The following is a 26,690-nucleotide window of genomic DNA, read 5'->3' as shown; positions in this document are numbered from 1 at the left end:
CGGCGCTTCACGTACTGGTCATGAGCAGGACGGCGACGACCGGCGGCGCCAGGGCACCTCGTCGGTCGTGGGGCGCTCGTCCTCCTGGAGCCGCTGGACGATCCCCGTACAGATCTCCTCGAGCTGTTCGACCTGCTCCTCGGTGAGGTGGTCGAACAGCAGGGACCGTACGTTCTCCACATGTCCCGGGGCGGTGCGTTCCAGGACGTCCATGCCCTCGTCGGTCAGCACGGCGAAGCTGCTGCGCTTGTCCCAGCGGCAGTTCTCGCGCCGGATCAGGCCGTCCTTCTCCAGTCGGCCCACGGCGTAGGTCAACCGGCTGCGGGTGATCTTCGTCCTCTCGGCGAGGTCGGTCATGCGCAGCCGCCGCTCCGGGGTCTCGGAGAGGTTGGCCAGGATGGAGTAGTACAGGTGGGGCATGCCGGCGTCCTGCTGGAGCTGCCGGTCGATCGCGTCCTCGACGAGGAACGTCGCCGCGATGTACGCGCGCCAGGCGCGCTGCTCCTTCGGGGTGAGCCAGCGAGTCGTCATGCCACCAGTGTAGGTTTGTTTCAAACTTGAACCAAGAGTGGCCGTTCAGCGCCTTGTGCCGAGCGTGCCGTCCACCACGAGCCGGGGAGCGCGTCGATGCCCCACCCGTACGTCCTGCTGTCCGCCGCCGTCTCCCTCGACGGCTACCTCGACGACACCGGACCCGAACGCCTGCTGCTCTCGTCCCCGGCCGACTTCGACCGCGTCGACGAGGTACGGGCGTCCGTCGACGCCATCCTGGTCGGCGCCGGCACCATCCGCGCCGACAACCCGCGCCTGCTGGTCAACTCGCCCGAGCGCCGCGCCGCCCGCGTCGCCTCGGGCCGGCCCGAGTACCCGCTCAAGGTCACCGTCAGCGGCTCGGGCGAGCTGGATCCGGCGGCGAGGTTCTGGCACACGGGCGGCGACAAGGTCGTCTACACGACCGACAAGGGGGGCGAACGGGCCCGCGCGCTCGGGATCGCCGCCGACGTCGTCCCGCTCGGGCCCGACCTCGACTGGCGCCGGCTGCTGGAGCATCTGCACGACGTCCGGGGTGTGCGGCGGCTCATGGTCGAGGGCGGCGGGCGCATCCACACCCAGCTGCTCCAGCAGGGGCTCGCGGACGAGCTCCAGCTGGTGCTCGCCCCCCTGTTCGTGGGCGACCCCGACGCGCCCCGCCTCTTCGGCCCGGGCGGCTACCAGGGCGGACGGCTCAGGCTGGTGGAGAGCCGGCGGATCGAGGACGTGGTCCTCATGCGCTACGAGCCCACCGCCCCCGGCACCGGCCCGCTGGCCTCCGCCGCCGACCACCACTGGCTCCGCCTCGCCTGCGACCTGGCGGCCCAGTGCCCGCCCTCGCGGACCGCGTTCAGCGTCGGCGCGGTGGTCGTCGCCGCCGACGGCACGGAGCTGGCCCGCGGCCACTCCCGCGAGGCCGGCGACCCCGTGGTCCACGCGGAGGAGGCGGCCCTGGCCAAGCTCGACCCGGCCGATCCGAGGCTCGCGTCCGCGACGGTATACAGCAGCCTGGAGCCCTGCGCCCACCGCGCGTCCCGTCCCAAGCCGTGCGCCCGGCTGATCCTGGAGGCGGGGGTACGGCGGGTGGTGACCGCGTGGCGGGAGCCGGACACCTTCGTGGAGGCCGCCGACGGCAGCGGTCTGCTGGCGTCGCGGGGCGTCGAGGTGGTCGTCCTGCCCGAGTACGAGGAGCGGGCGAAGGCGCCGAACGCCCATCTGCCGGGCTGAAAAACGCAGGTGGAGCGGGGGTGGACGCGGGGGCGGACGGAAACCCTGGTGCTGGGCGTCCCGCGGATGGCGTATGCTGGTCTCACAACGACGCGGGGTGGAGCAGCTCGGTAGCTCGCTGGGCTCATAACCCAGAGGTCGCAGGTTCAAATCCTGTCCCCGCTACTGAAGGCCGAGGGCCGGAATCCAGTGACTGGATTCCGGCCCTCGGTGTTTCACGTTTCCCGGACCGTCGCTCCCTGTGCGGAACCTGGGACAAGGTCAACTCGCCCGATTTTCACCGGTCATGGCCCGAACGTCCGCGCCAAAAACGTTTAATGATCAAGCCGAACTGCTTGGAAACCCCACCCCGGGTCTATTAACGTTCGATAACGCAGCGCGGTCGTCCCAGCCGTCACAAGAGGCGGCTCCGTGCGCACGCGCCGAATCCCGCAAGGGAACCGGGGAACCACCACCCTGGGGTGAATCGCGCGGAAACCGCCGTGGACCCACGGCAGGTTTACGCGCGTAGGAGACCTTCCTGCTCCGAACCCGTCAGCTAACCCGGTAGGCGAGAAGGAAGGAAAGGAGCACGCCCACGTGGCGTCCAACCCGCCTGCCCCGGCAGCCCCGTTCGTGCCGGGCACCCGGCCCTTCGGCTTCGGCCCCAGCGACGACGAGGGCCAGTGGGAGGAGTGGAACCCCACCGAGGAGTCCCTCCGCCCGGTACGCGGCCGGCACCGTGTCTCCAGGCAGCGCGGCGGGGGACTCGCCCGCAGCTCCACGGTTCTCGGCGTCGGTGTCATAGCCGCCGTCGGCGCGGGCGGCATGGCCAGCGCCAACACCGGCAAGCCGCCGGTGTCCATCTCCCTGCCCGACCTGGCCTCCGTCGCCCATGTGTTCGACGCCGGCTCCGATGCCCCCAAGGGCTCCGCGACCGCGCTCAGCGCTGTCGGGGTGAGCACCAAGGACACCGAGCAGGGCGCCCGGGACGCCGGTGAGGCGCTGCGCGACCGCATCATGGCGCAGGCCGAGTCGCAGCAGGTCCAGCTCGACAGCAAGGCCCAGTCGGCCACCGAGGCGGCCCTCGCCAAGCAGATCGACGATGCGGCCGCCAAGGCGGAGAAGGACGCGGCGGCCAAGGCGCAGGCCGCCAAGGAGAAGGCGGAGGCGGCGGCCAAGAAGGCGGCCGAGGACGTCAAGCTCGCCGAACTCGCCAAGCAGTACAAGCTGCCGGTCGTCTCCTACACGATCACCGGCACCTTCGGTCAGGCCGGCTCCATGTGGTCCTCCGGTTACCACACGGGCCTCGACTTCGCCGCGCCGACGGGCACGCTCATCAAGGCCATCCACTCCGGCACCATCACGGAGGCCGGCTGGGCGGGGTCGTACGGCTACCGCACGATCCTCACCCTCGACGACGGCACCGAGCTGTGGTTCTGCCACCAGTCCTCGATCAGCGTCAGCGTCGGTCAGAAGGTCGCCGCCGGTGACGTCATCGGCCGGATCGGCGCCACGGGCAACGTGACCGGCCCGCACCTGCACCTCGAGGTCCACCCGAACGGGCAGGCCACCGGCATCGACCCGATGACCTGGCTGCGCAGCAGGGGCCTCAACCCCTGACAGTGGCACCGCCCCGGAACGGCCGCCTCCGATTGTTTACGGGAAGTTTGCGGCCGTTCCGGAAGAGGACTCTCCGGGGCGGGCGTTGACCATACACATGACTGCTCTGCGCAAACTCGGCTCCTCCGACCTCGAGGTCTTCCCGCTCTCCCTCGGTGGCAACGTCTTCGGCTGGACCGCCGACGAGGCCACGTCCTTCGCCGTCCTCGACGCCTACGCGGCCGCGGGCGGCAACTTCCTCGACACCGCCGACGGCTACTCCGCCTGGGTCCCCGGCAACCGGGGCGGCGAGTCCGAGACGATCATCGGCAAGTGGGTCAAGGCCCGCGGCAACCGGTCCGACGTCGTCATCGCGACCAAGGTGAGCCAGCACCCCGAGTACCAGGGGCTGTCGGCCGCCAACATCAAGGCCGCCGCCGACGCCTCGCTGCGCCGCCTCGACACGGACTACATCGACCTGTACTACACGCACTTCGACAAGCCGGAGATTCCCGTCGAGGAGATCATCGGTGCGCTCGACGAGCTGGTGACGGCGGGCAAGGTGCGGGCGATCGGCGCGTCCAACATCTCCACCGAACGGCTCGCGGCGTCCCTGGAGTTCTCCGACCGGGAGGGCCTCGCCAAGTACGTGGCGCTGCAGCCGCAGTACAACCTGGTCTCCCGCGACACCTACGAGGGGCCGCTGCAGGACCTCGCCGCGCGCTACGGCCTCGCCGCCGTCCCCTACTACGCCCTGGCGTCGGGTTTCCTCACCGGCAAGTACCGCCCCGGCACGACGGTCGACAGCCCTCGCGCGGGCGGCGCCGCCAAGCACCTGGAGACGGAGCGCGGCCAGCGGGTTCTCAAGGCCCTCGACGAGATCGCCGAGGCCCACGACGCCCCGATCCCCACGATCGCCCTGGCCTGGCTCGCGGCCCAGCCCACGGTGGTGGCCCCCATCGCCAGCGCCCGCACGGTGGACCAGCTCCCGGCCCTCCTGGGAGTGGCCGACGTGACGTTGACGGACGCCGAGATCGGCCGCTTGACGGAGGCCTCGGCCTGAGGGTGCCGGGCTCAGCGTGCTTGGTGGGGGTGTCGGTTTGAGGGTGCCGGGCTCAGCGCGCTTGGTGGGGGTGTCGGTTTGAGGGGGCCCGGGGCGGCCCGCCTGGCGGGAGCTTTGGGCTGCCGGATTGCGTGCGGACGCCGGTGGCGGAGGTCTTGGCTTGATACGGGCCGGTCGGCCTGTTGCTGATCTATGCCTTCGCCCGACCGGCTGTCGGCTCCTTCTGCCGTCGGCTTGGTCGTTCGTCCGCCTCTCCGCAGCAGCGGCCTCCACTCAGTGCCGGCTCTCCGCAGCAGCGGCCTCCACTCACCGGCCTGTTCGGTCCGCAGCCACGGCGCTCGGCCACCGTGGCGGGCGTCGGCGGTGCCGAGTCTGCCGCGGCCTTACGACTGGTACGGGTTGTACGCGGGATACGGTGCCGCCGGATGGCCGTACGTGCCGTACAGCGGCCAGGGCGGGGCGGCCACCGGGACCGGTGGGGCCGTCGCCCGGGCCGCGTGGTCCAGGGCCGGCCGGGCGACGTCCCGCAGGCGCCACAGCTCGGCCAGCAACTCCCGCTCCCGTACGACGAAATCGACCCCCGCCCGCCCACGGCGCCCCCGGTGCCGTAGGAACGCGAGCGAGGTCGCGTACGCCTCGTACTGCGTCACCGCCCGCGCACCCGCCCTGCCGAAATGGTGCCCCGCGTAGTCGCGGGCCATCCGCCGCGCCCGCATCGAGCCCAGCGCGTACGGCTCGGCCGGCGTCAGCCACCCCGCGGCCGCGTACGCGGGCAGCTCCTCGCGCACGGTCCGCAGCTCCCGCTGCCGGGTCCAGATCACCAGCCAGGTCAGCAGTCCGAACGCCGGCACCATGAAGGCCGCGTACACCCCGAAGAACCCGTACTGACCGAAGGTGGAGGAGCCGTTCCAGATGGCGTGCATGCCCATCGCGAGCAGCAGCCCGCACAGGGGGACCAGCACCCGCCGCACGTGCTGCCGGTCGGCCGCCGCCGCGGCGATGCCGAAGCCGATCCCGGTCAGCACGGTGAACAGGGGGTGCGCGAAGGGCGACATGACGATGCGGACGAAGAAGGTCGCCGCCGTCACGGAGGCGATGCCCCGGTCACCGGTGAGCTGGTCGGTGCCGAAGGCGGTGCCCAGGTAGAGGATGTTCTCGGTGAACGCGAAGCCGGTGGCGGTGACCCCGGCTATGACCACTCCGTCGACGATCCCCGTGAAGTCCCGTCTGCGGAACAGGAAGACGAGCAGTACGGCCGCCGCCTTGGCGGACTCCTCGACTATGGGCGCTATGACGGTGGCGCCCAGGGTGTCGGCGCTCGACGGATCCGCCGTCGCCGTCGCTATCCACCGCGTCGCGAAGCTGTTGGCGACGATCGCTATCAACGCGGCCGCGCAGGCACCCCAGGCGAAGGAGAACAGCAGGTTGCGCCAGGGGCCGGGGGCGACCCGGTCGAGCCAGCGGAAGGCGGCTATGAGCAGCGGCACGGGCAGGACGGCCAGACCGAGCCCGACCAGGAAGCCCTCCGTGCCGGTCTGTTGGCGCACCAGGGCGAGGATGACCAGCCCCGAGAGGGCCAGCAGAGCGCTGAGCGCGCCGTAGCGCACTGAGCGCCGCTGCCACCAGTGCGCGTGCCCGATCGACCCGCCCGCGGGATCGCCGGGGTACGGCGGTTGCGGCGGGTGTGTCGGATACGGGGAACTGGTGGCCACGGCATTGACCCTAACGAGGGAAGGCGCCGCCCGCAGGAGGCCGACGGGCCTCAGGCGCCGGTGAGGGGCTGGTCGTGATGGGGTACGCGACGGAAGAGCAGGTCGTTCACGACATGTCCCTTGTCCAGTCCCTGGCCCTCGAAACGGGTGAGCGGACGGAAGTCGGGACGCGGCGCGAAACCGCCGTCGGGCCTGGTGTTCTCGAACTCCGGATGCGCCGTCAGCACCTCGAGCATCTGTTCGGCGTACGGTTCCCAGTCCGTCGCGCAGTGCACGATCCCGCCCGGTCGGATCCGGGCGGCGGCGAGGTCGAGGAACTCCGGCTGGATCAGCCGCCGCTTGTGGTGCCGCTTCTTGGGCCAGGGGTCGGGGAAGTAGACGCGCAGCCCGTCGAGGGAGTCGGGGGTCAGCATCTCGCGCAGCAGGATGATGGCGTCGCCATTGCCGACGCGGACGTTGGACAGACCGCCCTGGTCGGCGAGGTTGAGGAGGTTGCCCTGGCCGGGGGTGTGCACGTCCACGGCGAGGATGTTGGTCTCCGGATCCGCGGCGGCCATCTGCGCGGTCGCCTCGCCCATGCCGAACCCGATCTCGAGCACCACTCGGTTCGCGTTGCCGAACAGCTCCGTCAGGTCGAGGGTGTGGCTCCCGTCGATGTCCAGCCCCCACTTGGGCCACAGCCGCTGCAGGGCGTCCGCCTGGCCCGCGGTCACCCGGCTGCGCCGCGGCTGGAAACTGCGGATCCGCCGCTCGAAGTGCGAGCCGGCCGGATCGGCCTTCGGCCCGTCGGGGAACCGCGGCTCGCCCTTGGACCGGGTGTGCCGGATGGAGACACCGGGGGCGTGCGAGGTGCGCTCGCCGGTGCCGGCGCGTTCGGGGGTGGTGTGGGAGTCAGACACAGTGAGGTCGATTTTACGGCGGCTCACCCTGTGCGTTTCGGCGGCTCACACCGAGCCCAGCATCGCCAGTGCCCTGCGTGCCACCTCCCGCCCGATGGGCAGTGAGGCCGTGGCCGCGGGCGAGGGCGCGTTCAGCACGTGCACGGTCCGCGCGCCCTCCTTGATCAGGAAGTCGTCCGCCAGCGAACCGTCCCGCAGCACCGCCTGCGCCCGCACCCCGGCGGCGGTCGGCACGAGGTCGTCCGCGGTCACCGCGGGCAGCAGCCTGCGCACCGCGGTCGTGAACGCGTGCTTGGACACCGACCGGCGCAGCTCCCCGGCGCCGTAGCGCCAGTGCTGCCGGGCCATGTGCCAGGACCCTGGCCACGCCAGTGTGCCGGCCACCTCCCGCGGTCGTACGACACCCCAGCCGTACCCCTCGCGGGCCAGCGCCGGCACCGCGTTCGGCCCGACGTGCACGCCTCCGTCGATCCCGCGCGTGAGATGCACCCCGAGGAACGGGAACGCCGGGTCCGGCACCGGATAGACCAGGCCGCGCACCAGCTCGGGCCGCGCCAGCGAGAAGTACTCGCCACGGAACGGCACGATCCGCATCTCCGGGTCGTCCCCGGTCAGCCGCGCCACCTCGTCGCAGTACAGCCCCGCGCAGTTCACCATCACGCGCGCGCGGACGACGTCACCGGCGGCCGTGCGGACGGCGACCCCGCGCTCCGGGCGCCGGTCGACCCGCTCCACCCGAGCCCCGTAGCGGATCTCCGCGCCCGAGGCCTCCGCCAGCTGCCGGGCCACGCCCACGAAGTCGCAGATCCCGGTCGTCCCGACGTGTATCGCGGCCAGGCCGCGCACCTCCGGTTCGTACTCCCCGATCTGGGAGCCGCCCAGCTCCCGCACCGGAATCCCGTTCTCCCGGCCGCGCTGCACGAGGGCGTGCAGTCGGGGGAGCTCCTCGCGCTCGGTGGCGACGATCAGCTTTCCGGTGACGGCGTGCGCGATGCCGTACTCGGCGCAGAACTTCACCATCTCGGCCGCGCCCCGCACGGCGTACCGGGCCTTGAGCGAGCCGGGCCGGTAGTAGACCCCGCTGTGGATGACCCCGCTGTTGCGCCCGGTCTGGTGCCGGGCGGGCCCGGCCTCCTTCTCCAGCACCGTCACCCGGGTGCCCGGGGCGGCACGCGTGATCGCGTACGCCGTCGACAACCCGACGATGCCACCGCCGACCACCAGCACGTCGCAGTCGTAAGCGATCTCATGCCGCACCTGCACCACCTCCGCCTCCGATAGTGCACTGCGCCACTGACATCGTGTTCAAACTGTCTCGCGTCGCATTATGCGGGTGCCATCAGCAACGGACGCGCCCGCTCCCGCAGCTCCACCACCCTCGGCTCGTCCCCGTACGGCTCCAGACGGTGCAGGAGGTCCTTCACGTACTCGGTGGTGCGGGCCGAGGAGATGCGCCCCGCGACCTCCACCGCCCGCACGCCCTGCTCGCACGCCGCGTCGAGATTGCCCGACTCGAGCTCGGCGACCGCCGAGACGACCAGCCGCAGCCCGTGCGACCGTACGAACTCCTCCGTCGGCTGGGAGAGGGCCTGCTCCGTGAAGCGCCGCACCTGCCGGGGCGCCTTCAGGTCCCGGTAGCACTCGGCGGCGTCCGCGGCGAACCGGTCGTAGGAGTAGAAGCCGAGCCAGGACGGGTCGTTGTCGCCCTCCCGGGACCGCTCCAGCCAGCCCTCGGCGGCCTTGAGCGCGGCCCCGGCGGCCTGCGCGTCACCCGCGCGGGCGTGCGCGCGTGCCTCGACCAACCGGAAGAAGCTCATGGTGCGGGCGGTGGCCAGGCCACGATTGCGCTCCAGAGCCGCCTGCGCGAGATCGACGCCCTCGTCGCCGAAGCCCCGGTACGTGGCCTGCAGCGACATCGACGCCAGCACATAGCCGCCGAGCGGCACGTCGGCCGCCGCGCGCGCGAGCCGCAGCGCCTGGATGTAGTACCGCTGCGCGGCCTCCTGCTGCCCGGTGTCGAAGGCCATCCACCCGGCGAGCCGGGTCAGCTCGGCACTCGCCCCGAACAGGGCGCGCCCGACCTCGTCCGAGTACGAGCCCAGCAGCAGCGGCGCCGCCTCCACCCGTAAACACTCGGGCACCATCGACGAACGCCAGTCGCCGCCTCCGTACTTGGAGTCCCAGCGCCTGGCGTCCTCGGCGGCCTCCCGCAGTTTCTGCACATCGCTGTGGCCGACTTTGAGCGGTGCGCCCGAGCCCTCCGCGGAGTTCGCCTCGCGCGCCACCGACGAGTCGGCCGGGGTTATCAGCCACCGTGAGGCGGGCGTCGCGTACGCGCTTACTGCGAACGATCCGGCCAGCGACTGCCAGATGCCGCCGGAGCCGGCCCGGCGCCCGGCGAGGTCGAGACGGTACAGCTCCGTCGCCGAGCGCACCGCCTGTCCTACGTCCCTGGGGAAGGCGAGGCCTACTTCTGGGGCGGGATCCGCGTCCGCCAGACCGATCTCGTGGAGCGGTACCGGGCGGCCGAGCTTCTGGCCGATCGCGGCGGCGATGAGGTGCGGCGCGGCGCCCTGCGGCACCATGCCCTTCGACACCCAGCGCGCCACCGAGGTCTTGTCGTAGCGAAGAGTCAGTCCCCGCTGGGCGCCAAGGTCGTTGACGCGCCGGGCGAGGCCTGCGTTGCTGATTCCCGCGAGGGCGAGAACGGTGCCGAGCTTTTCGTTCGGCCCGCGTTGCTCCCTGGACATTGCGCCACCCCTCGACACAGACGGCTGCCGCGTTGGCATAACCACGCGGCATTCGTAAACCCAGCGTAGTTCGCCGCATCCCAAGCGTTAAGGGGCATTGTTCCGGATGGCGGGATTGTGGTCCGTACTGAAGTGCGGGTCCGATACGCGCAGTTGCGTCGTGCTACCGCCGTGTGGCCGTGCGCCCGTCCGTGCGCTCTTCTCCGGCCATCGGGGGAGCGCTTCCATGGATGCTGCGTGGGTCGGCCCGCTGTACTGGATCCAGTGGGCTGGGGGACACCGCCGCCTACATCCCCGCGGGCGGCGGACCGGTCCGGGAGGTGAATCCCACCTCCCGGGCTGCGCACCTGACATGGCGGTGCGCAGAGCATGTACGGAGCGTGTGCGCACCTGTCCCCGCGTCCCGGATTTGGCCGAAAATCGACCCCGCGTTCCTTCCCGGATTACGGCTCCCACCACGGTACTTGAGGGCGCGAACGGCGTTTTCAGGGAGCGTTTCGGGGGCGCATTCGCGTCGCAGACACCTACTTCCGCCTGGGTGTTGACGCCTTCGGGATCTCCCCGCAAGGGTGGGCGCCCCGGCGCGTTCCGGGGGTCACAAGCGGCTCCACCGCCCCGCCGGCACGCGTTCTTCATGGCAGCATGGTGAACCGGTTCGTGCGGTGCACTGGTTGTCCACAGCCTGTGGAGGCGTCGATGCGGTGGTTGGTGGGATGGAGCAGCACCGCCGCGGTGGCCGCCGGAATCGGTTCCGCGGGGGCCACCGGATTCGACGGCGAGACCGTGCACCCGGTGGGCTCCCAACTCCTGTGGGGTGACCCCGACCCGCTGTGGGCGGTCGGCGACTGGCGCCCCGACGAGGTGCGCGTGGTGCGGGCCGACCCGCAGACCCGGATCGCGGTCCTGGGCACCTGCGGAGCATCCGACGAGGAACTGAGGGTCGGTCTGTTCGCCGCGCGCGGGGGCGCGTTGCGGCATCTGACGGCCTGGCCGGGCAGCTACACGGCCATCGTCCAGGTCGGCCGCCGCCTCACCGTCTGTGGCGATCTGGCCGGCGCGCGCCCGGTCTTCCACACCCCCTGGGCCGGCGGCACGGCGTACGCGACCGCGGCCCTGCCGCTCGCCGACCTCATCGAGGCCAACCTCGACTTCGGCCACCTCGCCGCCCTGCTCGCCGCCCCCGACGTGCCGGCGGCCCTGGACGACTCCACCCCCTACGACGGCGTACGGCGCATTCCGCCGGGGCACGCGCTCATCCTGCGTGCCGGGGCGCGAGAGATCGCCGGCTACGAGCCGGTCGCCTCCCTCGCCGTGGCGGCGCCCTCCGCCGACCCCGACAGCGCGGTGGACGCGGTGCGCGACGCGCTGGTGGAGGCGGTACGTGCGCGTCTGTCGGCACCGCGGCACGTCCCGGGCGTCGACATGGACCCCGGGCCCGTCCCCGGCATGGGGCCCGCCGAACGCCGTGCCGCGCGCGGGATGCCGGTCGCGGGCATCGGCGCCGACCTCTCCGGCGGCCCCGCATCGGGCACCCTCGCGCTCCTGGCCGCCGGCCTGCCGGGCATGCCGGGCACGGTCCTCGGCCACGGGACGGGCGCGGGCGAGCGCCTGCTGGCGGTGACCTTCAACGACCTGGTGGTGGGCGGCCGCGAGGCGGAGGTGGAACGGGCGGGCACCCTGGCGGCCAACCCGCGCCTGCACCACGTGGTGGTGACCGGCGGCGAGGACACCCTGCCGTACGCCGACCTGGACGGCCCGCTGACGGACGAGCCGGGTCAGTCCCTGGTCACGGCCGCCCGCCACCGCGCCCGCCTCGCCGCCGGCAGCGCGGACCACTTCACGGGCTACGGCGCCCGCCAGGTCCTCGACGCCCACCCCGCCCGGCTGGCCGACCTCCTGATGGACCGCAAACGCCGCCACCTGGTACGCCCCGTCGCCGCCCTCGCCAAGGCGGACGGCTCCGTGATGGTCCCCGCGCGCGTGTACGGCGCCGCGCGGAGGCTTGCGCGCACCCCGTACCGGGCGGGCCTGGAACTGCTCGCCGAGCGCCTCCTCCAGCGCCGTTTCGACGAACCAGGAGGCGCCGTCGGAGCCTCCCTGGCCGCCCTCACCTGGGCCAGACCGGGCCCCGCGGCACGCTGGCTGACCGGCGAGGCGCTCGCTGAAGTATCGGTTCGCCTGCAGGCGGCCACGAACCGCTCCGGGATGGGCCCGGGCCAACGTCCCGGCGACCACCGCGCGCGTGCCGCCCTCGCCCGACAGGCGGCGGACCTCCGCGTCCTCGAACAGGCGGCCGAGATCCGCTCCCAGCGGCTGCACGCCCCGTTCCTCGACAACCAGGTCGTCCGCGCCTGCCGCACCCTCCCGGAGGCCCTGCGCGTCCAGCCGGGCGCCCGCGCGGACATCCTCCGTACGGTCCTGGAGGGCGCCGGCGTACGGGACCTCCCGCCCGGCTGGGGCGCCCCGTCCCACGCGTCCGCGGCGGTCGCCGCCCGCACCGGCCTGAGAGTCGCCGCGGACTCCCTGATGACCCTCTTCGGCACGCCCCTGCTGGCGGAGGCGGGCCTGGTCGAGGCCAGGGTGGTCCGCAAGGCCCTGCGCGCGGCGGCACAGGGCGAGCCCCTGCCCCTGGACGGCCTGGCCGACCTGGTCTCCCTGGAACTCTGGCTCCGCCGCCTCCTGGCCCGCCGAGGCACCTGCTGGACAGGCACCCCGGCCCGCCAGCGAGCGGTCCCGGCGGGCATCACCCCGAAACGGGGGGCGTTGGCCTCGGGCGGAGGAGCCGGCGTGGCGTGAGGGAACGGTGCCTCTGAGGGCGGGTTGGTGTGTCTTCAGCCCATCCGGCGTTTGACGACGAGTCCCGAAGGGCCGATGGGGTCCGGGGGCGGAGCCTGATGGGGTGCAGGGGTGCAGGGGTGGAGCCCCGATTGGGTCTGGGTGGAGCCCTGATGGGGTCTGGGGCGGAGGCCGGTGCAGGGGCGGAGCCCTGATGGGGGTATCGGGCGGAGCCTGATGGGGCCCAGGGGCGGAGGCCGATGGGGTGTAGGGGTGGAGCTCTGATGGGGTCTGGGGCGGAGGCCGAAGGGGTCCAGGGGTGGAGCTCTGATGGGGTCCGGGGGCGGAGCCCCGGCAGGGGTGCAGGGGGCGGAGCTCCCGGGAGCGGGGTTGAAGGGGCGGCAGCCCCTGGAGGACGGGACGGGTAGGGGCGGCGGGGGCGAGACCCACGACCCGCGCCCACCCACCCGCGCCCACCCACGGACCGACACCCCGAAACACGATGCCCCACCGACGTCTCCCAGCGACAATGACCTGGTGCGGTACAGAATCCTGGGCGTCACCGAGGCAGCAGACGACCACGGCACCGCCATCCCCATCCCCGGCCCCCGCCTGCGCACGCTCCTCGCCGCCCTCGCCCTGCGCCCCGCCCGCGTCACGCCCCCCACCACCCTGATCGACGAGATCTGGACGGACGACCCGCCCCAGGACGCCCCCGCCGCCCTCCAGGCCCTCATCGGCCGACTCCGCCGCACCCTCGGCAAGGACGCCATCACCTCCACCCCCGGCGGCTACCGCCTCGCCGCGACCGAGGACGACGTCGACCTGTACGTCTTCGAGCGCCTGGTCCACGAGGGCACGGCGGCCCTGACGGCCGACGACGCCGCGCACGCGGCCCGCGTCCTGACCGAGGCCCTCGCCCTGTGGCGCGGCCCCGCCCTCGCCGACCTTCCGGACCGTACCGCCGCCGCCCGCGCCGACGCCCTGCACCTGGAGGCCACGCGCGCGCGTATCGACGCGGACCTGCGACTGGGCCGCGCCCACACCGTCGTACCCCGTCTGACGGAACTGACGACGGCCCACCCGTACGACGAGCCCCTGCGCGCTCTCCTCATCCGCGCCCTGCGCGACACGGGCCGCGGCGCGGATGCCCTCGCCGCCTACGAGACGGCCCGCCGAGCCCTGTCCGAAGGCCTGGGCACCGACCCGGGCCCGCAACTGCGAGCGCTGCACGCCGAATTGCTCACCGAGACACCGGGACCGACACCGCCCTCCCAACCGACCGAAGTTTCTCGCGTCACGGACTCCGGGTCTCCCGAGAGCCCTCGCACCCCAAGCCCGAGTTCCAGCGAGGGCACTCGCACCCCAGGCCCGGGATCCCCCGAGGGCTCGCGCGCCAGAGCCTCCGGGGCGGCGGGAGGAAGTCGCCGCGAAGCTTCTCGGCCCGCCGAAGATCGCAACGCCGACAACACCCGTCCAGCGGAAGACTCCCGGCCCCAACCCCCTGGATCCGCCGAAAGCTTCCTCCGCCAATCCTCCTCCGATTTCTCCAGGCCCTCGGAGCCCTCCGAGCCCTCCGAGTCCTCCCTCACTCAAGCCCCCGGTCTCACAGAACAGCCCAACTCCCTTCCCCACTCCACCAACCCCGCCGCCATCACCAACCCCCACCCCCAAGCCCCCGCCCGCACCGGAAACCTTCGTCCGCGGCTTACCTCTTTCGTGGGGCGGGAACCAGAGCTCGACGCCATCCGTTCCGAATTGCACAGGGCCAGACTGGTCACCCTCACCGGACCGGGCGGCTCCGGAAAGACCCGCCTTGCCGAGGAAGCCGCCGCCGGGCTCCCGCAGGCCTGGCTGGTCGAACTGGCACCGCTCGACCGGCCGGAGGCGGTGCCAGGCGCGGTGGTCAGCGCGCTCGGTCTGCGCGAGACCGTGCTGATGACCACCGAGCTGACGGCCCCGCAGGACGACCCGGTCGCCCTGCTCGTCGAGCACTGCGCCCCGCGCAGCCAGCTCCTGATCCTTGACAACTGCGAACATGTCATCGCAGCGGTGGCCGCCCTCGCGGAGACCCTGCTCACCCGCTGCCCCGGGCTCACGATCCTCGCCACCAGCCGTGAACCCCTGGGCGTTCCCGGCGAGTCGGTGCGCCCGGTCGAACCCCTCGTCCCCGACCAGGCCCACCGCCTCTTCGAGGAGCGCGCGTCCGCCGTCCGCCCCGACGCGGCGGCCGTGCTCCGCGACCGCGAGGCCGTACAGGAGATCTGCCGCCGTCTGGACGGGCTGCCGCTCGCCATCGAGCTGGCCGCGGCCCGGCTGAGGCTGCTCACCCCGAGGCAGATCGCCGACCGCCTCGACGACCGCTTCCGCCTCCTGACCTCCGGCAGCCGCACGGTCCTGCCCCGCCAGCAGACCCTGCGCGCTGTCGTGGACTGGTCCTGGGAGCTGCTCGACGAGCGGGAGCGCACGGTCCTGCGTGAGGTCTCCGTCTTCGCCGGCGGCTGGGACCTCACCGCGGCGGAGGCCGTCTGCACGGGCCCCGCGGCAGACCTCGTGGGGGCCCTCGTCGACAAGTCCCTGATCGTGGCCACCCCGTACGAGACGCCGTACGAGGAGGGCGGCTCCGGCACCATGCGCTACCGCATGCTGGAGACCATCCACGAGTACGCCGTCGAGCGCGCCGCCGAGGTCCCGGAGCTGCGCGCGGAGGCCGAACGGCGGCACCGCGCGTGGGTGCGGGCGCTGGTGGCGGAGGCGGAGCCGCGTCTGCGTTCCGCCGACCAACTCCCGTGGATCCACCGTCTGGAGACCGAGCTGGACAACATCCGGGCGGCTCTCGACCGTGCCCTCGACGAGGGGGCCGAGGAGGAGGCCGGTGCCCTGGCCCTGGACATGGGCTGGTTCTGGTGGCTGCGCAACTACCGCCAGGAGGGCATCGCCTGGGTGGACCGCACCCTGCGCCTGGGCGTCACCCTGGACAGCCAACCCACCCCGACCGCCCCCGACACCCACCCGCCGGCTGCCCCGGACACCACTTCCCCGACCACCCCCGACCCCATCGACGCCTTCCTGGACGCCCCGGACGCGGAGCGGCACCACCCGCGGCACACCCTCCGGATGAACCTCCGCATGCTGCACCTGTTCCTCAGGGCGGACACCGAGCGGTTCGAGGACCGGCTGGACGAGCGGCTGCGGAGTTACGTCGCCCGGCTGCGGGACTTCTACGCGCCGGGCGGTCCGGAGGCGGCCCGTATGCCGGGACTGGTGTGGCCGCTGACCACGTACGTCCTCGACGGCTCGGTGGACGTACGCGGCGCCATGGAGACCGCGGTCGCCAACAGCCGCAGACACGGCGACGACTGGGCGATCGGCGTCGTCCTGATGTTCCGTACCCACATGGCCGTCGACTCGCCGGGCGGCATGAAGGGCGTCGACGAGGACCTCGCGGAGCTCAGGGTGCTCAGCCGGCGGGTCGGCGACCGCTGGATGCGGGCCCAGGTGTGCAGCGCGTCCGCCGAGGCGGCGATGGTCCGCAGTCGGCACGCGGAGGCCAAGGCCGAGTACGAGGAGGCGCTGCGGCTGGCGTACGAGGTCGGCGCCTACGCCGAGACGCCGTTCCTGCTGGCCCGGCTCGCCGAGATCGCCTACCGCGCGGGTGACCGTCAGGCGGCGCGCCGGCTGCTGGACGAGGCGAGCGAGGCCGCCGAGCAGCACGCCGTCATCGACTCGGCGGCGTTCGTCCTGCTGATGCGCGCCCAGATGGCGCTGGACGAGAAGGACACGGCACGGGCGCGGCAGCTGTGGGAGGAGGCCCGTGTGGAGACCGGCCGGGGTACGCCACCGCCGCAGTTCCTGGTGATGCTGATGGCCGTGGACGCGGGCGTGACGGCCGCCGAGTCGGGTGCGGCGCACGGGTTGCCGAAGCTCGTCGAGGCCGCGCGTGAGGCGGTGGAGAAGCGCTGCGCCGACATGATCGTGGCGACCCTGCTGGACGGCACCGCGGAGCTGCTGGCCGAACTCGGCGACCACACGCGCGTGGTCCGGCTGCTGGCCCTTGCGGACACCTGGCGCGACGGCCAGCCGCGCCTGATGCCGGAAGGGGCCCGGGCCGAGGCTGCCGGAGAGGCCGCCCGCACCGCACTGGGCGCCGATCGCTACGAGACGGAGTACGCGCGAGGCGCTGCGCTCACCCCCGACGCCCTGTTCGCCGAGTTCACGGAGACGCTGCGCGGCCACCCCGCCCGCTGAGCGGCCGGGCTACAGGCAGGTGAACCTCGACTCGGCCCAGTCGGCGAGCGTCAGCGAGTCGAAGGACGTGTCGGGTTCGACGACCAGCCGTACCGTCCTGCGCCCGCTCAGGTTCACATGCACCGGGACCGCCTGGTCGCCGCCCTCGACCAGGCCGGACTTCCACAGCCGTACGCCGTCGGCGTAGACGGAGAAGCGGACCCTGCCGAGACCCAGGATGGTGTCGTCGATGCCGACGGAGGCGTCGTAGGCGGTGCAGCTTCGGTTGAGGTCGATGGTGACGGAGGATGCGCCGTGCACGGTGACGCCGTTCGCATACCGCTTGTCGGCGATCGAGAGGCCGTGGCGCTGCCACACCCAGCTGCTCTGCCCGAGCCGCATCTCGGGTTCGGTGCCGTCGCCGGTGAGGTCGTACGACAGCTCGCTCCACTCGTAGACGGCGGGAGCGGGCGGGGGAGTCGGGGCCGGCGTGGGGGTGGGCGTCGGCTTCGGGCTCGGCTGCGGCTGCTGTGAAGGCGGGGGTGTGGGAGTGGGCGTCGGCGCGGCGGTCGGGGTGGGCTTCGGGCGGGGCGCGGGGGTGTGGGTGGGCGCCGGGGTGGAGGCGTCCGCCACGGGGACGATCGCCGGGGGGTTCGGCGCGGGCTGCTTCCTCGGGGGCGCGGACGTCGGCGACTCGGGCCGTACGACCGGTGCGGAGACCGGCGGTTTGGCGTCCGGCTTCCTGGCGGGGCTGTGGCTCCCGGCCAGCGCGAGCGCCACCGCCACGCCCGCCACGGCGACGACACCGGCGGCGATGCCGGCCTTCACGGGCGCGCCCAGCCCCTCGGAGGCCGCCGCACCCCCACCGGCGCCGGCGGCGCCGGACGAACCGCCGCTCGCGGCAGCGGCCGCACCCGCGGCACCCGCCGCCCCGGCGCCGGCCCCACCGGCGATGAGCCCGAGCGCCTTGGCGTACCCGGCGGCGCCGAACCAGCCGATGACCGCGACCGGTACGACGGCGGGGATGCCGCTGGCGACTTCCTTGATCTGGCCCGCGGCCAGCCGGCACTTGGCGCACTCCTCGAGGTGCTGGCGCAAGCCTCGCTCGGCACGGGTGCGCAGGCCGCCGCGCGCGTAGGCGCCGAGCCGGTCGGCGTAGCGGGCGCACTCCTCGTCGCCGACGAGCGCGGCGCTGACGTGGGCCTGCAGATAGGCCTGCCTGAGACCCTCACGGGCGCGGCTGGCGAGCACGCGCGTGCCGTTGGCGTCGAGGCCGAAGAGGGTGGCGACCTCGCTCGGCGACTCGTCCTCGACCTCGGTGTGCCACAGCACGGCCTGCCAGCGTTCGGGCAGCGACCGGAAGGCACGCATCGCCAGGGACTGCTCGGCCTCGTGCATCGCGCGCACATCGGCGCCCAGGTCGAGGCCCGCGCCGAAGGAGCCCAGGGACGCGGCGTCGTCGGAGACGTCGGGGGAACGGGCTGCCCGCGCGGCGAACACCGCGAAGTCGTCGACGAGTTGCTCCCGTCTGGCGGACTTCGTCCAGGAGGCGGCGACGCGCCGGACGGTGGTGAGCAGATAGGCGCGTACCGCGTGTTCGGGACCGTGCCCGCGACGTACGGCCTGGAGCATGCGGGCGAAGACCTCGGCGGTGAGGTCGTCGGCGGTGTGGGCGTCCCGGCAGCAGGTGCGGGCGTAACGGCGCACGGCGTCGGCGTGCCGCCGGTACAGCGCCTCGTACGCGGTGTCGTCGCCGGAGCGCATCCGCTCGATCAGATCGGCGTCCGACGGCGGCAGGCTCCTCGCCTGGGGCACCACGGCGCCGTCCTCGCGCCGGTCGCGCTGGGCGGGGACGCTGCCCTCGACGGGCTCACCGGCCTGGGCCGGGATGGAGGGCCGACCGCCCTGACTCGGCACCTGCGGCGAACCACCGGCCTCCGGGTCACCGTCCCCCGGTGACCCGTCCCGCCCGTCAACACTCATCGCGGAATGCCCCCGCCGCCGGCCCTACCCGTCCCGAACACCGGGTCAGAGTGCCATATGGGGTTTTGTTCAGGCCCCCGGAGTACACCGCATCCACTCGTCCGGGGGGTTTTCCCACCCCTCAGTACTAGTCCGCACCCAATCGGGGAAGCCTCAACCGACTCCCAGGGGAAGCCGCACGGTGGTGCGGGTGGGAACGCACAACCGGCCGACGGCCGGGCGCACCCCCACCCGCGGACACCATCGGCATCAGGCAGGCCGCGACCGCAGCCCCTCCAGCAGGATGTCCAGCAACCGCGCGGACGCCGCCGCCTGCTGCGCCGCGTCCGGCAGCGAGGGCGCCGCCGTGGCGATCACCAGCAGCACGTCCGACACGGACACGTCGGCCCGCAGTTCACCCGCCGCCCGGGCCCGCTCCACCAACTGCCCCACGACCTCGAGCAGCGCCGCGGCCCCCGTGTCGTCCTCGGAGACCAGCCGCAGCTCACCGGCGCCCACGCCGGCACCCCCGACGCCATGCCCCCGCTGCTGCGGCACCCGAGCCTCGTCGAACACGGAAGCGTCCCCGCGCTCTTCGGCGACGCCGACCCGCAGCACCTGCGGCGGCAGCAACCGCCCCGCTCCCGAGGCCACCGACGTCCGCAGGAACCGCGACAGCGCGGACCACGGCTCGTCCTCCTGCCCGAGCGCCGCCCGGGCCTGGTCGGTCAGCCGGGAGGTCTCCTCCTCGGCTATCCGCCGCACCAGCACGTCCTTGCTCGGGAACCGCCGGTACACGGTCCCCACACCCACCCGCGCCCGCCGCGCCACGTCCTCCATCGGCGCGCCGTACCCCAGCTCGCCGAAGACCTCGCGCGCCGCGCGCAGTACGTGCTCCAGATTGCGCTGTGCGTCCACGCGCAGCGGCGTCGTACGCGGCCCGTCCCCGCGTCCGTTGCCCGCCGCCGCGCTCACCATGCCGCCCGCTGCGAGCGCGGACGACCAATGAGAGTCCTGAACATGCATAACGTTCCCCCGGTAATGACGTCTCCCCCCGGAGACTTTCCCCGCCATCGGAAAGGCGGAGCGTGCGGGGAAGCGGGGATCACCGGTCCGCCCGTCGCGGACTTCGGATCCGATGAAGCGCTTCCCCCTACACCCCGTCGACACACGAACATAGTTGAGAGGGGGTCAATTCAGAAGGGGCAGGTTCCGCACGGAGCGCCCCCCGATCGGACCACGGGTGGTATAAGTCCCGATTGCACCCCCTGACGCTCCCCGGCGCACACCCACTGACCTGCACTCCTCCTCACTACTTGGGCAATTCGGCCAACTCCGGAGATCCCCGACCTGCGGTCACACAAATTGTCGAGGCTGTGGACAAACTCAAGCGCTGGGTGCGTCATGGGATGGTGAAGGAACGTGCGCGCATTCTCGTTGTCGGCGGCGGCTACGTCGGGATGTACACGGCCCTGCGTCTGCAGCGGAAGCTGAAACGGGAACTGGGGCGGGGCGAGGTCGAGATCACGATCGTGACCCCGGACCCGTACATGACCTATCAGCCGTTCCTGCCCGAGGCGGCGGCCGGCGCCATTTCCCCGCGCCACGTCGTCGTACCGCTGCGCCGGGTGCTCGACCACTGCCATGTCGTCATCGGCGAGGTCCGCTCGATCGACCACGGCAAGCGCACCGCGACCCTCACCACCCTCGCCACGGAGGAGGAGGGAGCGGGCGCCGTACAGCTGTCGTACGACGAACTCGTGCTCGCGCCCGGTTCGATCTCGCGCACCCTGCCGATTCCCGGGCTCGCCGAGCACGGCATCGGTTTCAAGTCGGTCGAGGAGGCCATCGGCCTGCGCAACCACGTCATCGAGCAGATGGACATCGCCTCCTCCACTCGCGACCCGGCCATCCGCGACGCCGCGCTCACCTACGTCTTCGTCGGCGGCGGCTTCGCCGGCGTGGAGGCGCTCGGCGAGCTGGAGGACATGGCCCGCTACACCACGCGCTACTACCACAACGTCACGGCCGAGGACATGAAGTGGATCCTCGTCGAGGCCTCGGACCGCATCCTGCCCGAGGTCGGCGAGGAGATGGGCCGCTATACGATCACCGAACTGCGCCGCCGCAACATCGACGTACGGCTGAACACCCGCCTGGAGTCCTGCACCGACCGGATCGCCGTGCTCAGCGACGGGGCCCGCTTCCCGACCCGCACGCTGGTGTGGACGGCCGGCGTCAAGCCGCACCCCCTCCTCGCCGCGACCGACCTCCCGCTCACCGGACGGGGTCGGCTGAAATGCACCCCCCAGCTGACGATCGACGGCGTCACGCACGCGTGGGCGGCCGGAGACGCCGCCGCCGTCCCCGACGTCACCGCCGAGCAGCCGGGCGCGGAGACGGCCCCCAACGCCCAGCACGCCGTCCGCCAGGCCCGGGTCCTCGGCGACAACATCGCGCACGCGCTGCGCGGCGAGGAGCTGGAGACGTACTCCCACAAGTACGTCGGCTCGGTCGCCTCACTCGGTCTGCACAAGGGTGTCGCGCATGTCTACGGGCGCAAGCTGAAGGGCTACCCTGCCTGGTTCATGCACCGCGTCTACCACCTCAGCAGGGTGCCCACCTTCAACCGCAAGGCCCGTGTCCTGGCCGAATGGACCCTCTCGGGCCTCTTCAAGCGGGAGATCGTCTCGCTGGGTTCACTCGAACATCCCCGTGCGGAGTTCGAACTCGCGGCCGGTGGAAAGCCTCCTACCGACCCGACGACCGACCCGAAGGGGTCGTCCTGACCGGACCCAGGAACTCCACCGACCGAGTGGGCGTCTGACGGATGTCGCTCCGGTAGGCCACACTGCCAGACTGATCCCCGCCATCCGGGCGAGCGGCAGCCCGCCCCCATCGAACTCCGCTCCCTTCGAACCCCGCCCCTTCGTATCCCCCGCCCCCTTCGAACCCAAGAGGCTTTCCCCACCGTGCTGCATCCCGGGGGCGTCATCCCCCAGCCCTCCGGCCAGACCCGGAGCCGGCCGCAGACGCCGAAGACGACGACACGAGGCAAGGATTCGTGAACTTCACGCGCTGGAGCGCCCGGCTCCCCGGAACGCAGCGCCGCGCCGCAGCGCGGACCGACCAGGTGGCACTTCCCGACCGGCAGTCCGAGCAGCCCGGCTCCGTCCCCGCGGCCCGGGCCGAACAACTCACCGACGCCACCCGCCCCGTGCCGGCCGTCGACGAACTTCCCGTCCGTGAGGTCCTCGACCGCGTCCCGGCCCTCGTCGCCCTGGTCCACGGCCCCGACCACCGCGTCGCCTACGTAAACGACGCCTACGTCGCCGCGTTCGGCCCGCGCCCGCTCGGCGAACCCACCCGCGAGGCCCTGCCCGAGCTCGACGAACTGGGCCTGCTGCCCCTGCTCGACCAGGTCCAGCGCAGCGGCAGACCACGCACCCTGAAGTCCCGCAAGGCCCCCGACGGCCGTTCCTACACCTTCAGTTGCACCCCGGTCACCGAAGGGGAGTCCCCCGACGGCCACGGCGTACTCGTCTTCGCCACCGACGTCACCGACCACGCCGAGGCCGCCGAGCGCCTGCGCGCGAGCGAACGCCGCCAGCGCGAGACCGCGGTCACCCTCCAGCGCTCCCTCCTCCCGCAGGAGCTCGAACAGCCGGACGACCTGCGCATCGCCGCCACCTACCAGCCCGGCGGCACGGAGGCCGCGGTCGGCGGCGACTGGTACGACGTCATCACCCTCGGCGGCGGCCGTACGGCCCTGGTCATCGGCGACGTCATGGGCCGGGGGGTCCGCGCGGCCGCCGTCATGGGCCAGCTGCGCACGGCCGTCCGCGCCTACGCCCGCCTCGACCTGCCTCCGCACGAGGTCCTCCAGCTGCTGGACGGCCTGGCGACGGAGATCGACGCCAACCAGATCGCCACCTGCGTCTACGCCATCCATGACCCGAACGAGGGCCGCCTGGTGTACGCCTCGGCCGGCCATCTCCCCATCCTCGTCCGCGACGAGAGCGGGGTGGTGCTGCGCGCCGACGAACCGACCGGCCCGCCCCTGGGCACCGGCGGCTGGATGCACGCCTCCGGCTCGATCCCCCTCGGCCCCGGCTCCACCGCGGTCCTCTACACCGACGGTCTGGTGGAGCGCCGTAACGAGGACCTGGACGAGGGTATCGCGGCCCTGGAGCGCGCCCTGGCCGGCGCGACCGGCACCCCACAGGTCGTCTGCGACCGGCTGGTCCGCTCCGCGGGCGTGACGGCGGACCACGACGACGACGTGGCGGTCCTGGTCCTCCAGCACCCGGCCCGCACCGGCCCCGACGGCGAACTCTTCCGCAACGCCGCCCTGGAACTGCTCGGCGGCGTCGAAGCGGCCCCACGCGCGCGTGCCTTCGCCTCCGGAGTCCTCACCAGCTGGCGCTTCCCCGCCGATCTGCACGACCTCGGGGTCCTCGCCGCCAGCGAACTGGTCGCCAACTCGCTCCAGCACGGCATCCCGCCGATGCGGCTGCGCCTGCGCCGCACCGACCGCCGCCTGATCATCGAGGTCACGGACGGCGACGACCATCTGCCGCGCCGCCGCCGTGCGGAGCCGGGCGACGAGTCGGGGCGCGGGATCGCCATCGTGGCGACGATCGCCTCCAACTGGGGCTCCCGCCGCACACCGGGCGGTGGCAAGGCGGTGTGGTGCGAGTTCCTTCTGCCGAAAGGCGCGACCTGACCGGCGCGCGCACAAGCCCCGCGCGCGCCATCTAGGCGAACCCGCCTCCCAGTGCTAGTAGCTCCCCATGGCAGACGAACCGGGTTTCCAGCTCAGGGGCAGCGCCCCCGAACGTTACGAGCAGTACCTCGCACCGATCATGACGCCCTTCGTGACGGCGCTGCTCGACGCCGTGGACCTGTGTCCCGGCGACACGGTCCTCGACCTGGCCTGCGGCACCGGCTTCGCGGCCCGCGCCGCGGCCGCCCAGGTCGGTCCCGCGGGCCGCGTCCACGGCGCCGACGTCAACGAGGCCATGCTCAAGGTGGCCGTGGCGCATCATCCCCGCCACTACCCAGACATCGAGTTCACCGCCGCCCCCGCCGACGACCTCCCCAATCCCGACGCCACATTCGACGCGGTCGTCTGCCAACAGGGCGCCCAGTTCTTCCCGGACCTGACCGCCGCGCTCAAGGAGACGGCCCGCGTCACCCGCCCCGAGGGCCGCTTCGCCGCCACCGTCTGGTCGCCGGCCGCCCTCACCAGCCCGTACTTCGCCGCCCAGCACGAGGTCATCAAGGAGTACGGCGGCCCCGACCCGGCGGCTTCCTTCGCCGCGGCATTCGCCTGCACCCCCGACCACCTCACCACGGCCCTCCACACGGCCGGCTTCCACGACCCCAAGACCCACGAGCTCACCTTCGGCATCAGCCTCCCCCCACTGGCCGAGTTCGCCCCCGGCCACCTCTCCGTCCTGCCCTGGGCCCAGCAGATCCTCGACACGGAAGGCGCGGAAGCCCTGACGGCCGCCGGCCAGGCCCTCACCGCCCGCCTCTCCGCCCACGCCACGACGGCCTTCGCCTTCACGGCCACCCTGGCGACGGCGACCCGCTGAACCGGCACAGCAACCGAACCGGCACAACAAGCGGCCGCCACCCGAAGGTGACGGCCGCTTTCCACACTGATCGCGGACTCACGCCTCCGCGACGACCGGCTCCGCGGCGGCCCCGCCCCGGGCCACCACCCGACTCCGACCGAGCCACGGCCGGTCCTGGACGGCGGTGAGCTGCCGACCCAGCCGCAGCGCGAGGAAGGTGATCCCCACCGAGAACAGCAGGAACGTCACGACGTACGCCATGGGCAGCGAGGCCCCGAGCGGCCCGCCCACCGCCGGCCCGACCGCCAGCGCGAGCTGCTTGACCAGCGCGAAAGCGGAGTTGTACTGCCCCGCCATCCCGCTGGGCGCGAGATCGGCGACCAACGGAGCGACGGTCGGCGACAACATCGCCTCACCCAGCCCGAACAGGGCGTACGTCGACACGAACGCGGCCGTCGCCATCTCCTGACTGCCGTGCCCGAGCCCGGCGTATGCGGCGGCGAGCCACGCCACGGCCCAGATCAGCCCCACACCGGCGATCACCCGCGACCGCCGCCGACGCTCGACGAACCGCAGTACGGCGAACTGCGCGACGACGATCATCAGCGTGTTGGCGGCCAGCGCGCTGCCGAGCGCGGACGTCGAGATACCGGCCGCCTCGACGCCGTACGCGCTCAGCCCCGACTCGAACTGCCCATAGCAGGCGAAGAAGAGCACGAAGCCCAGCACGGACAGCTGCACCATGGCCCGGTTCCCGAGCAGCTGCTTCAAGCCGCCCTGGCCCGACCGTGCGGGGGCGTCCGCCATGCGCGGCGCGCGCGGCACCCGCACGGTCGCCATCACCGCGACCAGCGCCAGGAACACCGCGGCCTCGATCGAGAACAGCAGGGTGAAGGAGTCGACGCGCGTAGAGTCAACAAGATGGCCGCCGATGAGGCCGCCGACACCCAGCCCCAGGTTCTGCAGGAAGAACTGCATGGCGAAAGCGCGGGACCGCGTGTCCGTGGTCGAGCAGTCCACGATCATCGTCGCCAGTGCCGGCTGCATCACGGCCTGCCCGGCGCCGAGCGCCGCCGCCGACAGCAGTACGGCCGTCGCGCTGCCCGCCAGCCCCAGGCTCAGCGCTCCCAGAGCGGCGGTGACCAGGGCGGCGAGCAGGACCGGCAGCGGACCGCGCCGGACGATGGCCCGCCCGGCGAACGGCAGCACGATCAGCGCGGCCACGGCGAAGACCGCGAGGACCAGCCCCGCCGTCATGGCTCCCAGCCCTCGCACCTGCGCCACATAGACGTACAGGTACGGGACGGTGAAGCCGAGCCCGAACGCGCTGAGTGCGTTGCCCACATGGATCCGGCGCATCGCTGCGCCCATCGCCCTGGTCACGTTCACCTCTCTCAGGTAGTTGAAGTCCCTCAGTACTTAGAACCGAAGACTTCGAAGATAAATTTCAAGGCTAAAGGCTACAGAGGCAAGGACTTCAAGGCAAAGCGACTGCGTGCGATACTGCGCACATGGCCGAGACCCCCGGCGTCACCGAGCCGACGCTCGACGAGCAGATCGCCGCCTATCAGCGGGAGTTCCGGGACCTCGACCCTCAGGTCGAGAAGATCGTCTCCGCGCTGGCCCGGCTCAACCGCCGGATGAACGTGGCCTACGGCCGCCAGACCTCCGCGCTCGGCATCAGCAACGCCGAGTGGGAGGTACTCAAGGCCCTCGTCCTCTCCGGGGCCCCCTACCGTCTGGGCCCCAGCGACCTCGCGAAGCGGCTCGGTCTGACGCCGGCCGCGATGACCCACCGGATCGACCGCATGGTCGGCGAGGGACTGGTGACTCGGGAGCGGGACGAGACCAACCGGGTCCGCGTCATCGTCGAACTGACCGGGGAGGGCAGGGAGAAGTGGCTCGAGGCGATGCGCCTGGCCACGGTCTTCGAGGAGGACCTGCTCCAGGACCTCTCCGCCGACGAGCGCGCTACTCTGGGAGACGTCCTCACTCGCCTCCTGCGCAGGGTGGAACACGCCCAGCCGGATGCGGGGGGACGCTTGCTCGACCTGGACTAAAAGATCTTGACACGGGGCACTTGACAGCCCTCTGCCGGATCCGTAAAGTTTTTCGGGTTGCCACGGGGCCGTAACGGTTCTGCGGCAGCACCTCCCGCCGCAGTAGCGGCACAAACCTTCAGCACGATCTCCTGAACGATTTGATTTTGGCGTGCCCGAATTTAATTCGATTCGGAGCCCGGTAGCCCGATTGGGAATCGCCGAGAGAATCGGCTAAGGTTTGAGACGTCGGAACGGCCCAACGGCCGGGAAGGCAACCCCCTCTGACGGGGAATCAGACGCCGAAAGGATCTGATAGAGTCGGAAACGCAAGACCGAAGG

The 26,690-nt window shown here is 72.4% G+C and carries 17 protein-coding genes, 1 tRNA gene and 1 riboswitch; of the genes, 10 read left to right on the top strand and 8 right to left on the bottom strand.

Going from position 1 to position 26,690, the window contains the following annotated elements; genetic code table 11:
* Window positions 1-18: 18 nt before the first annotated feature.
* Entirely contained in the window at window positions 19-531 is a 513-nt protein-coding gene (locus ABZ453_RS40155) for a MarR family transcriptional regulator (protein WP_356772382.1), read from the bottom strand.
* A 96-nt stretch (window positions 532-627) separates the two neighbouring features.
* Here ABZ453_RS40155 and ABZ453_RS40150 point away from each other — a divergent pair, with 96 nt between their 5' ends.
* The 4 genes from ABZ453_RS40150 (at window position 628) to ABZ453_RS40135 (ending at window position 4,402) form a co-directional block, all read left to right on the top strand.
* A complete protein-coding gene (locus ABZ453_RS40150) occupies window positions 628-1,758 on the top strand; it encodes a dihydrofolate reductase family protein (protein ID WP_359023246.1) in 1,131 nt (376 codons plus the stop codon).
* A 91-nt stretch (window positions 1,759-1,849) separates the two neighbouring features.
* Window positions 1,850-1,923 (top strand) — tRNA-Met (locus ABZ453_RS40145).
* A 245-nt stretch (window positions 1,924-2,168) separates the two neighbouring features.
* Window positions 2,169-2,326, top strand: a riboswitch (cyclic di-AMP (ydaO/yuaA leader).
* An 11-nt stretch (window positions 2,327-2,337) separates the two neighbouring features.
* Window positions 2,338-3,360, top strand: coding sequence for a M23 family metallopeptidase (locus ABZ453_RS40140; protein WP_359023244.1), 1,023 nt, complete (start codon window positions 2,338-2,340; stop codon window positions 3,358-3,360).
* A gap of 97 nt (window positions 3,361-3,457) precedes the next feature.
* A complete protein-coding gene (locus ABZ453_RS40135) occupies window positions 3,458-4,402 on the top strand; it encodes an aldo/keto reductase (protein ID WP_359023242.1) in 945 nt (314 codons plus the stop codon).
* A 383-nt stretch (window positions 4,403-4,785) separates the two neighbouring features.
* On the opposite strand, the gene ABZ453_RS40130 is transcribed toward ABZ453_RS40135, so the two are convergent.
* The 4 genes from ABZ453_RS40130 to ABZ453_RS40115 are packed head-to-tail and all read right to left on the bottom strand — an operon-like array spanning window position 4,786 to window position 9,763.
* Window positions 4,786-6,114 (bottom strand): PrsW family intramembrane metalloprotease, encoded by a 1,329-nt coding sequence (locus tag ABZ453_RS40130; RefSeq protein ID WP_359023240.1) that lies wholly within the window; start codon window positions 6,112-6,114, stop codon window positions 4,786-4,788.
* Window positions 6,115-6,164: 50 nt separating this feature from the next.
* Window positions 6,165-7,013 carry a tRNA (guanosine(46)-N7)-methyltransferase TrmB gene (gene trmB / locus ABZ453_RS40125; RefSeq protein ID WP_359023238.1) on the bottom strand — a complete coding sequence of 283 codons (849 nt, stop codon included), beginning with the start codon at window positions 7,011-7,013 and terminating at the stop codon, window positions 6,165-6,167.
* Between the two features lie 45 nt (window positions 7,014-7,058).
* Entirely contained in the window at window positions 7,059-8,279 is a 1,221-nt protein-coding gene (gene lhgO, locus ABZ453_RS40120) for an L-2-hydroxyglutarate oxidase (RefSeq protein ID WP_359023236.1), read from the bottom strand.
* 59 nt (window positions 8,280-8,338) lie between these two features.
* Complete coding sequence (locus ABZ453_RS40115) at window positions 8,339-9,763, bottom strand: MFS transporter (protein WP_359023232.1); 1,425 nt, start codon at window positions 9,761-9,763, stop codon at window positions 8,339-8,341.
* Window positions 9,764-10,459: 696 nt separating this feature from the next.
* On the opposite strand from ABZ453_RS40115, the gene ABZ453_RS40110 reads away from it, so the two are divergent.
* Complete coding sequence (locus tag ABZ453_RS40110; RefSeq protein WP_359023230.1) at window positions 10,460-12,559, top strand: asparagine synthase-related protein; 2,100 nt, start codon at window positions 10,460-10,462, stop codon at window positions 12,557-12,559.
* Window positions 12,560-13,075: 516 nt separating this feature from the next.
* Window positions 13,076-16,786: a BTAD domain-containing putative transcriptional regulator gene (locus ABZ453_RS40105; RefSeq protein ID WP_359023229.1), complete on the top strand. Its 3,711-nt coding sequence runs from the start codon at window positions 13,076-13,078 to the stop codon at window positions 16,784-16,786.
* 9 nt (window positions 16,787-16,795) lie between these two features.
* Here ABZ453_RS40105 and ABZ453_RS40100 read toward each other — a convergent pair whose 3' ends face one another.
* Both ABZ453_RS40100 and ABZ453_RS40095 read right to left on the bottom strand, forming a co-directional pair.
* The gene (locus ABZ453_RS40100) at window positions 16,796-18,748 is read right to left on the bottom strand and encodes a sigma-70 family RNA polymerase sigma factor (protein ID WP_359023227.1); all 1,953 of its coding nucleotides are present in this window, start codon (window positions 18,746-18,748) and stop codon (window positions 16,796-16,798) included.
* A 249-nt stretch (window positions 18,749-18,997) separates the two neighbouring features.
* Window positions 18,998-19,753, bottom strand: a complete 756-nt coding sequence (locus ABZ453_RS40095; RefSeq protein ID WP_359023224.1) for a helix-turn-helix domain-containing protein — start codon at window positions 19,751-19,753, stop codon at window positions 18,998-19,000.
* A gap of 383 nt (window positions 19,754-20,136) precedes the next feature.
* Between ABZ453_RS40095 and ABZ453_RS40090 the strand changes: the two genes are divergently transcribed.
* The 3 genes from ABZ453_RS40090 (at window position 20,137) to ABZ453_RS40080 (ending at window position 24,327) form a co-directional block, all read left to right on the top strand.
* Window positions 20,137-21,516, top strand: a complete 1,380-nt coding sequence (locus ABZ453_RS40090) for an NAD(P)/FAD-dependent oxidoreductase (RefSeq protein ID WP_359023222.1) — start codon at window positions 20,137-20,139, stop codon at window positions 21,514-21,516.
* A gap of 275 nt (window positions 21,517-21,791) precedes the next feature.
* Entirely contained in the window at window positions 21,792-23,453 is a 1,662-nt protein-coding gene (locus tag ABZ453_RS40085) for a SpoIIE family protein phosphatase (protein WP_359023220.1), read from the top strand.
* A 67-nt stretch (window positions 23,454-23,520) separates the two neighbouring features.
* Window positions 23,521-24,327, top strand: coding sequence for a methyltransferase domain-containing protein (locus ABZ453_RS40080; RefSeq protein WP_359023218.1), 807 nt, complete (start codon window positions 23,521-23,523; stop codon window positions 24,325-24,327).
* A gap of 78 nt (window positions 24,328-24,405) precedes the next feature.
* Here ABZ453_RS40080 and ABZ453_RS40075 read toward each other — a convergent pair whose 3' ends face one another.
* On the bottom strand, window positions 24,406-25,668 hold the full coding sequence (locus ABZ453_RS40075) for an MFS transporter (protein WP_359023308.1): 1,263 nt from the start codon (window positions 25,666-25,668) through the stop codon (window positions 24,406-24,408).
* A gap of 152 nt (window positions 25,669-25,820) precedes the next feature.
* Here ABZ453_RS40075 and ABZ453_RS40070 point away from each other — a divergent pair, with 152 nt between their 5' ends.
* Window positions 25,821-26,369: a MarR family transcriptional regulator gene (locus tag ABZ453_RS40070; RefSeq protein WP_133049006.1), complete on the top strand. Its 549-nt coding sequence runs from the start codon at window positions 25,821-25,823 to the stop codon at window positions 26,367-26,369.
* Window positions 26,370-26,690: the final 321 nt, after the last annotated feature.

The sequence above is a fragment of the Streptomyces sp. NPDC005799 genome, assembly GCF_040630525.1.
Lineage (GTDB): Bacteria > Actinomycetota > Actinomycetes > Streptomycetales > Streptomycetaceae > Streptomyces > Streptomyces griseorubiginosus_B.
This window is presented reverse-complemented; position numbering and strand designations above follow the sequence as displayed.